1 protein-coding gene is annotated in these 609 nt (G+C 68.1%); it reads right to left on the reverse strand.

Annotation, left to right across the window (positions count from 1 at the left end; genetic code table 11):
- Positions 1–606 (reverse strand): acyltransferase domain-containing protein (locus tag ACTOQ3_RS43625; RefSeq protein ID WP_440089956.1); only part of this gene is annotated, 606 nt, incomplete at its 3' end.
- Positions 607–609 lie beyond the last annotated feature (3 nt).

A 609-nucleotide genomic window follows, 5' to 3' on the forward strand; every position in this document is an offset into this window, starting at 1 on the left:
AGGAGACAAGCGGCCACTGAAGACCACCGACCCACCACCGGCGACCTCCGTCACCGCACTCAACAACGGATGATCGACCGCACCCAGACCCGCGGCACTCATCTCCCCGACCCCACCACGCACCGGAATCCAGAACCGCTCCCGCTGGAACGCGTACGTCGGCAGGTCGATCTGCGCTCTCGGGGTGAGGATCGCTCGCCAGTCGACGGTCACGCCGTGGGTGTGCAGGCGGCCCAGTGCCTCGACCAGTGCCCGGACCTCGTCCCGGTCCTTGCGAGCGGCCGGAACGAAGGCTCCGTTCTCGACGCTCTGCTGGGCCAGCGCGGTCAGGGTGGCGTCCGGTCCGATCTCCACGAACACGTTCGCCTGGCAGGCGGTGACCCCGTCGGCGAAGCGCACCGCCTCCCGCACATGCCGCACCCAGTACGCCGGATCGGTCAACAGCCCCGGCTCCGCGGGCCGGCCCGTCACGTTGGAGACGACAGGAATGATCGGCTCACTGAAAGTCAAAGCGGAGACGATCTGCTCGAATTCGGCGAGCATCGGCTCCATCAACGGCGAGTGGAAGGCATGCGACACGCGCAGGCGTCGGGTGCGGGCACTCACCAG

The sequence above is a fragment of the Streptosporangium sp. LJ11 genome (assembly GCF_051918945.1).
Taxonomy (GTDB): domain Bacteria; phylum Actinomycetota; class Actinomycetes; order Streptosporangiales; family Streptosporangiaceae; genus Streptosporangium.